The sequence below is a fragment of the Aeromonas simiae genome (genome assembly GCF_014892695.1).
Lineage (GTDB): Bacteria > Pseudomonadota > Gammaproteobacteria > Enterobacterales > Aeromonadaceae > Aeromonas > Aeromonas simiae.
The window spans coordinates 3,667,501-3,675,000 of the sequence record NZ_CP040449.1 but is presented as its reverse complement, the minus strand read 5'-3'; the positions used below and the strand labels follow the sequence as shown (position 1 = coordinate 3,675,000).

Below are 7,500 nucleotides of genomic sequence, written 5' to 3'. Positions count from 1 at the left end.
CCGTCGTGAAGAGGGAAACAACCCAGACCGCCGGCTAAGGTCCCAAAGTTCTGGTTAAGTGGGAAACGATGTGGGAAGGCTCAGACAGCTAGGATGTTGGCTTAGAAGCAGCCATCATTTAAAGAAAGCGTAATAGCTCACTAGTCGAGTCGGCCTGCGCGGAAGATGTAACGGGGCTCAAACCAGGCACCGAAGCCGCGGATTTGCACTCAGTGCAAGTGGTAGGGGAGCGTTCTGTAAGTCTGCGAAGGTGTATCGAGAGGTATGCTGGAGATATCAGAAGTGCGAATGCTGACGTAAGTAACGATAAAGGGGGTGAAAAGCCTCCTCGCCGGAAGACCAAGGGTTCCTGTCCAACGTTAATCGGGGCAGGGTGAGTCGACCCCTAAGGCGAGGCCGAAAGGCGTAGTCGATGGGAAGCAGGTTAATATTCCTGCACGACATGTAATTGCGATGGGGGGACGGAGAAGGCTAGGTGGGCCAGGCGACGGTTGTCCTGGTGAAAGTGCGTAGGTGGTGTTTCTAGGCAAATCCGGAGACACAACACTGAGACACGAGACGAAGCCACTACGGTGGTGAAGCCATTGATGCCCTGCTTCCAGGAAAAGCCTCTAAGCTTCAGATTACATGTCATCGTACCCCAAACCGACACAGGTGGTCGGGTAGAGAATACCAAGGCGCTTGAGAGAACTCGGGTGAAGGAACTAGGCAAAATAGTACCGTAACTTCGGGAGAAGGTACGCTCTTGATGGTGAAGTGACTTGCTCACGGAGCTGTTGGGAGTCGCAGTGACCAGATGGCTGGGACTGTTTATCAAAAACACAGCACTCTGCAAACACGAAAGTGGACGTATAGGGTGTGACACCTGCCCGGTGCCGGAAGGTTAATTGATGGGGTTAGTGGTAACACGAAGCTCTTGATCGAAGCCCCGGTAAACGGCGGCCGTAACTATAACGGTCCTAAGGTAGCGAAATTCCTTGTCGGGTAAGTTCCGACCTGCACGAATGGTGTAACCATGGCCATGCTGTCTCCACCCGAGACTCAGTGAAATCGAAATCGCCGTGAAGATGCGGTGTACCCGCGGCTAGACGGAAAGACCCCGTGAACCTTTACTACAGCTTGGCACTGAACATTGAACCTACATGTGTAGGATAGGTGGGAGGCTTTGAAGCGATGACGCTAGTTGTCGTGGAGCCGACCTTGAAATACCACCCTTGTATGTTTGATGTTCTAACGCAGGTCCCTGAATCGGGATCGCGGACAGTGCCTGGTGGGTAGTTTGACTGGGGCGGTCTCCTCCCAAAGAGTAACGGAGGAGCACGAAGGTTGGCTAATCCTGGTCGGACATCAGGAGGTTAGTGCAATGGCATAAGCCAGCTTAACTGCGAGACGGACAGGTCGAGCAGGTGCGAAAGCAGGTCATAGTGATCCGGTGGTTCTGTATGGAAGGGCCATCGCTCAACGGATAAAAGGTACTCCGGGGATAACAGGCTGATACCGCCCAAGAGTTCATATCGACGGCGGTGTTTGGCACCTCGATGTCGGCTCATCACATCCTGGGGCTGAAGTTGGTCCCAAGGGTATGGCTGTTCGCCATTTAAAGTGGTACGCGAGCTGGGTTCAGAACGTCGTGAGACAGTTCGGTCCCTATCTGCCGTGGGCGTTGGATGATTGAAGGGAGTTGCTCCTAGTACGAGAGGACCGGAGTGAACGAACCTCTGGTGTTCGGGTTGTCACGCCAGTGGCACTGCCCGGTAGCTAAGTTCGGAATCGATAACCGCTGAAAGCATCTAAGCGGGAAGCGAGCCCTGAGATGAGTCATCCCTGACCCCTTGAGGGTCCTAAAGGGCCGTTGGAGACCACAACGTTGATAGGCGGGGTGTGTAAGCGCAGCGATGCGTTGAGCTAACCCGCACTAATTACCCGTGAGGCTTAACCATACAACACCCAAGAAGTGTTTTGAGCGCTTGTGACGAAGTGAGAACGACTTTAGTGCTTGTGATGAGAATCATGAGTGCAATCAGCTTTTCGGATTACGATTTTGCCTGGCGGCCATAGCGCGGTGGACCCACCTGTTCCCATGCCGAACACAGAAGTGAAACGCTGTAGCGCCGATGGTAGTGTGGCAGATGCCATGCGAGAGTAGGACACTGCCAGGCACCCAATTTAGAGATGACGCGGCGCGTTGTTTCGACCGGTTTTGTGCTGATATGGCTCAGTCGGTAGAGCGCATCCTTGGTAAGGATGAGGTCCCCAGTTCGATTCTGGGTATCAGCACCATAATTTTAAAGTTTTTGCCTGACGACAATAGCGCGGTGGACCCACCTGTTCCCATGCCGAACACAGAAGTGAAACGCTGTAGCGCCGATGGTAGTGTGGCAGATGCCATGCGAGAGTAGGACATTGTCAGGCACCTATCATGATGAAGGCCTCCCAATTTGGGAGGCCTTTTTCGTTATTAGGATAACCTCAGGTTGGTCATGGTCACGTTCTCCAGTGACGGAACGATCAGACCACTCGAGATTGTCTTTGCAATAGCCTGATTACGATTACGCGAGTCTGTCTTGGTTGTAACCTGATTTAGATGGAAATTGACGGTCCGTTCTGTAATTCCGAGGATAGTTGCAATCTCCCAAGATGTTTTTCCTTCGCTTGCCCAATAAAGACACTCACGCTCGCGACCCGATAAGCTTACCGAAGGCGGTGCTATATCAGGCCTGCGCTTTATCACTTCTAGTGCTGAACTAAAAATATATCCAGAACAGAAGGATATCTTGGGGACATTCTCATACATCAGCTCGCTGTTATTACCCACCTTGGTAATGAATGTTAATACTCCTTTTTCTCCAGTCGGTGAATTCAGCGGTATTGAAATACCATTTTGCACTCCAAAATCGGCTGCGAGCTTCATTACATTCTTGCCCTTTTCCGATATATCAGATTGCATCAGATCCTGTGTATTCCAGAAAATGGGCTGAGTTTGTCTCATCGCAAGATTGATCACTGGATCTTCCATCAGATACTTATTCTTGTAATAGGTTTCAAACCAGCTCTTAGGGTAGTTGTTAATGAGCACAATATGTGATCTTTGCAAACTACACGGATAAAGAATTAAGAGCTGGAAATAGTCAAAACCCATTTTGTAGCTAAAGCGCTCGAGAGCACTCTGGGTATCGAGTGGTGAGCGGGCCTTGGCGAATGGCTCTACCAACTGCAATAGTTCTTCATTGAACAAGTTTTGCTCCTTATGTGCGGGCTCATCCTTGGCCCGCTATCCCGTACTGTTGTTATTGTTTGGGGTGTTCAGTGAGCTGTATTTGCTCTGCACCGCCATTTTTGAGATAATGATAATAGTTATCAATCAACTGCATCATTATCATGAAGAAGCACCTCATTGCCGCCCTGATCGCGCTTCCTGCCATAGGGGGTGCATACGCAGCAAACCCGGTGGCGGAACATACTTTAGCAGATCTGGTCTCAGGCGAGGCCTCCCAGAAAAAAGTAGCACAAGCTGCCGACGCTGCTATAGCTGCTCGTCAAGAGTTGCAAGCCACTGAGCGTCAGCTCAAAGACCAGCTTGCCTACAACCATTACATGCAAACCATGGTCACCGATCAGGAGCGAGAGCTGTCCACATTGCAGCGTCAGCTCTCCGCAGTAGAGGAAACTCGCCAAGGGTTGGTGCCCTTGCTGCTTCAGATGCAAGACGATCTCGAGGTTTGGGTCACGAATGACCTCCCCTTGCGTAAGGAAGAGCGCGAGGCTCGCCTGGCTCATCTCAAACAGACTCTGGCCCGTTCCGATGTGAGCGAGTCCGAAAAATTCCGAGTTCTGTTACAGGCTTACCAGATAGAGGCGGAATACGGTAACCGGCTCGATGTCTGGCAACAGCGTCTGACTCTGGAGGGGCAGGAGCGATTAGTGGATGTGGTGGCCCTGGGGCGCATTGCGCTGCTGGCAATGACTACCGATGGTCATCAGGCGTGGCGTTGGTCAACTCAGGCCAAGGCATGGCTGCCACTCGATGTTCAATGGTTTGGCGCGATCCGCCAAGCGATTGAGCTGGCCAATGAGAAACAGACCCCCACTTTGTTACGGCTTCCCATGTCCACTGCCCGCCAGGAGATGACCCAATGAGAGCTCTTCCTCTGATCCTGGCGCTTGCCTTTAGCGCTCAGGCAGCCCCTCAATTCACTGCGGAAGAGCAGGCGCGTGAACAGACGGCCTCTTCAGAGCTGGCTACGCTGCGGGCCCAGCTTTCCCAAGCCAAGGCTAATTTGGCCCAAGTGCAAGCCCAGAGTAAGGCTCTGGCCGAGCGCTTTGGTGCCAACGAGAAACAGCTGGCCGAGCTAAACAAGGAGTGGCAAAGCGCATCGACGGGCATGGATGAACTGTTTGCGGTAAGCCGGCAGGGGGCTAAGGAGGCGATGAGCCTGCTCGAAGGGTCGGCCATACAGGCGCAGTATCCTGAACGCCTCGCCCCGCTTGACCGTCTGAGCGATGAAAAGTCGGTGCCGGATCGTCAGGCTCTGGCTCTGTTGCCCGAATTATTACTCGGGGAGATGAGGGCATCGGCCCAGATTACTCGCTTTCAGGCACAGGTGCCGGGAGGGGATGGCATCGCCACTCCCCATACCTTGACCCGTTTTGGCTCTTTTACGCTGGCTACGGAACAAGGACTGGTGCAACCAACGCCACAAGGATTGCAACCGATCGCTAATTTGCCGAGCGATGTGATGGGGAGCTACCGAGATTATCAAGGCTCTGAGGGGGAAGCGGTGGCTATCGATCCCTCTCACGGCAGTGTTCTTGGCATGCTGGCCGAACTCCCCACCTTCACCCAGCGCCTACAGCAGGGTGGCACAGTGGGCTACATCATCCTGACGCTGGCTCTGCTCGGGATGGGGATTGCCGCCGTGCGTCTGGTGTTGTTGTCACGAGAACTCAATGCCGTGCGCCGTCAGGTTAATGATGCGACGCTACGTGAGAGCAATGCCCTTGGGCGTGTGCTGGCGGTAGAGAGGCAATATCCTCATCTTCCCATGGAAACCCTGGAGTTACGCCTTGATGAAGCCATCTTGCAAGAGACCCCGCGGCTTGAGCGCGGTATCGGCATGGTGAAGGTGATCGCCGCAGTGGCTCCCATGCTGGGCCTGCTGGGGACAGTTACCGGCATGATCGGGACATTCCAATCCATCACCCAATTCGGTACCGGTGATCCCAAGATCATGGCCGGGGGGATTTCCATGGCCCTGGTGACGACGGTGCAGGGATTGGTCGCGGCCATACCGTTGATCCTGGCCCATAGCCTGTTGCAGTCGCGTTTTAGTGAACTCTCCAACCTGCTCGAGCAGCAGGTGGCGGGGATCTTGGCCGAGCGCGCTGAGGCTGATGGTCAGGTGAAGACCAAAGCGGAGCGCGTTGCCTGATGATGGCTCTGTGGGAACAGTTGCAGCAGTTTATGGGGTGCGGTGGCCCCATTCTCTGGGTGATCCTAGGGCTGCTGCTGGTGATGTGGTGCCTGATCCTGGAGCGGCTGCTCTATCTGTGGGGGGGCTATCGCGGCGTACAGCACTCGCTGCTGGCCAGCTGGCGTGCCCGCGCCGAGCGAACCAGTTGGCAGGCCAAGGCTATCCGCACTCGCTGGATTGCGCAGGCCGAACTTGAGCTGCAGCGTCACCTTCTTTTTATCCGTACCCTGGTGGTGCTCTGCCCCATGTTGGGGCTGCTGGGGACGGTCACCGGTATGATCGGGGTGTTTGATGCCCTGGCCATGGCCAACCGTTTCAATCCCGAGAACATGGCCAGTGGGATCTCCCGCGCCACCATTCCGACGATGGCGGGGATGGTGGTGGCGCTCATCGGGGTGCTGATCCTCAGCCGTCTTGAGAGCCAGGCGCGTCGTTTGCTCGAGCAGACCCGTGATGGCATGGGCGCTGAATAGGAAGTTGTAACCAATGAGAAGACAACCTAAGCGTCAGCGTGACGAAATTCAGATCGACATGACCCCTATGCTCGATATCGTCTTCATCATGCTGATCTTTTTCATCGTCACCACCTCCTTTGTACGTGAGGCGGGGCTTGAGGTGCATCGCCCCGAGGCAAGTCAAGCCAAGGCGCAGAAATCGTCCAGCATCATGTTGGCCATCGGAGCCAACGGCGAGATCTACCTGGATCGCAAGGCGGTGGATGTCGAGCGCATCAAGGTGACTCTGGCGCGGATGTTGGCCGAGCAACCCGAGGCCAGCCTGGTCATCCAGGCCGACGAGCGGGTAGCCCATGGCCGCGTGGTGCGAGTCATGGATGAAGCCAAGGCCGCCGGCATTGCCAATATCGCCGTGGCGGTGACGCCGCGATGATGCGCTATCTCACCAGCTTACTGCTTGGCGTGCCGCTGACATTGGGGGTGTTGCTCTTCATGGCGGCCCTGATTGAGCCGGACAAGACGCCACGTACCGCCAGTGAGCCACGCAGCATCGTGATCCGGATGCCGGAGCCCGAGTTGCAGGTAGCAATGCAGGAGCGCCCTGTTCCACCAGAGCCAGAGCCAGAGCCGCTGCCCGAGCTAGAGTCCATGTCGGCACTACAGCCGGTGGCAACGCCGGCGCTGAGTCTGGAGCCTGTCCCCATGATCACCCCCCCGCTCGATATCGCCGCGGTGAGCCCGGTCAAGCTGACGATGCCGGACGTGGTACCGGGGGCGCAGGAGCCGGCGGCTTTCAGTGGCAATGTTCATGGTCAACAAGCAGGTAGCATGAACGGTGTGGCACAGGGGGGCGGTATGGGGATCGGTGGCCTTCTGATGCCCCTGCAACGGATTGAGCCAACTTACCCTTACCGCGCTCAGCAGGCGGGGATTGAAGGAGACGTGACGCTCAAGTTTGCCGTTGACCCGGAGGGGTTGGTGCAGAATGTCGTTGTCGTATCGGCCAAGCCACGGGGTCAGTTTGAGCGGGCGGCTATTCAGGCTCTGCGCAAATGGCGTTATCAGCCTCGCAAGGGCGAAAACGGCGCCATTACCCAGATCGTGACACTCAAATTCAGATTGGAGAATTAAGCGATGAAGCGTCTCTGGTGGTTTGCATTGCTGCTGGTGACACAAGGAGCATGGGCTGTTTCGGTCAGTCCGGCTTTCTCGCGCCAGCTTGCTCCTGTCATGAAACTCTATGAGGCCAAGCAGTGGCAAGCTGCCGATACCAAGGCCGCCACGCTAAAGCCAGCCACACCAGCCGAAGAGGCATGGCTGGCCCAGCTGCGCGCTTCGGCTGCCGCTAATGCCGAGCGTTGGGAGGTGGCCGCCACTCAGGTGGCTATGGCGCTGCGTTATGACCAATGGCCGCAAGAGCAGAAACGGGCATTGCTGCGTTTGCAGGGAGATATTGCGGCGCAACAGGAGCGCTGGCCCCAGGCGATCGCAAGTTACAAGGCGGCATTGGCATTGCAGAGCGAAAAGGCGCTGCAATTTCGCCTGGCGGGCCTTTATTTTCACAACCAGCAGTA

At 55.6% G+C, this 7,500-nt stretch carries 7 protein-coding genes, 1 tRNA gene and 3 rRNA genes (2 of these 11 cut by a window edge); 10 read left to right on the top strand and 1 reads right to left on the bottom strand.

Going from position 1 to position 7,500, the window contains the following annotated elements:
- The 4 genes from FE240_RS17530 to rrf (FE240_RS17515) all read left to right on the top strand — a co-directional run.
- A 23S ribosomal RNA gene (locus FE240_RS17530) occupies positions 1-1,940 on the top strand; it begins 949 nt to the left of the window's first position.
- 104 nt (positions 1,941-2,044) lie between these two features.
- Positions 2,045-2,159: ribosomal RNA gene (rrf, locus tag FE240_RS17525) — 5S ribosomal RNA — on the top strand.
- A 45-nt stretch (positions 2,160-2,204) separates the two neighbouring features.
- Positions 2,205-2,280: transfer RNA gene (locus FE240_RS17520), tRNA-Thr, on the top strand.
- A 17-nt stretch (positions 2,281-2,297) separates the two neighbouring features.
- Positions 2,298-2,412 (top strand): 5S ribosomal RNA (rrf, locus tag FE240_RS17515).
- A 46-nt stretch (positions 2,413-2,458) separates the two neighbouring features.
- Here rrf (FE240_RS17515) and FE240_RS17510 read toward each other — a convergent pair.
- Positions 2,459-3,235, bottom strand: a complete 777-nt coding sequence (locus FE240_RS17510; RefSeq protein WP_193002782.1) for a helix-turn-helix transcriptional regulator — start codon at positions 3,233-3,235, stop codon at positions 2,459-2,461.
- A 143-nt stretch (positions 3,236-3,378) separates the two neighbouring features.
- Between FE240_RS17510 and FE240_RS17505 the strand changes: the two genes are divergently transcribed.
- The 6 genes in view from FE240_RS17505 to FE240_RS17480 are tightly spaced (at most 13 nt apart) and all read left to right on the top strand, a layout consistent with a single transcriptional unit that may run on beyond the window.
- Positions 3,379-4,137, top strand: coding sequence for a DUF3450 domain-containing protein (locus tag FE240_RS17505; protein ID WP_193002780.1), 759 nt, complete (start codon positions 3,379-3,381; stop codon positions 4,135-4,137).
- Complete coding sequence (locus FE240_RS17500) at positions 4,134-5,429, top strand: MotA/TolQ/ExbB proton channel family protein (RefSeq protein ID WP_193002778.1); 1,296 nt, start codon at positions 4,134-4,136, stop codon at positions 5,427-5,429. The genes FE240_RS17505 and FE240_RS17500 overlap by 4 nt, the downstream gene beginning before the upstream one ends.
- Complete coding sequence (locus tag FE240_RS17495; RefSeq protein WP_226798888.1) at positions 5,429-5,944, top strand: MotA/TolQ/ExbB proton channel family protein; 516 nt, start codon at positions 5,429-5,431, stop codon at positions 5,942-5,944. The genes FE240_RS17500 and FE240_RS17495 overlap by 1 nt, the downstream gene beginning before the upstream one ends.
- A gap of 13 nt (positions 5,945-5,957) precedes the next feature.
- Positions 5,958-6,359, top strand: coding sequence for an ExbD/TolR family protein (locus FE240_RS17490; RefSeq protein ID WP_193002775.1), 402 nt, complete (start codon positions 5,958-5,960; stop codon positions 6,357-6,359).
- The gene (locus tag FE240_RS17485) at positions 6,359-7,057 is read left to right on the top strand and encodes an energy transducer TonB (RefSeq protein ID WP_193004594.1); all 699 of its coding nucleotides are present in this window, start codon (positions 6,359-6,361) and stop codon (positions 7,055-7,057) included. Before FE240_RS17490 ends, FE240_RS17485 begins: the two co-directional genes overlap by 1 nt.
- Before the next feature lie 3 nt (positions 7,058-7,060).
- Positions 7,061-7,500, top strand: partial view of a tetratricopeptide repeat protein gene (locus FE240_RS17480; protein ID WP_193002773.1) — the 5' end (the start) only. It continues 739 nt past the right edge of the window; the window shows 440 of its 1,179 coding nt (coding positions 1-440); its start codon is at positions 7,061-7,063; its stop codon lies off the right edge, out of view.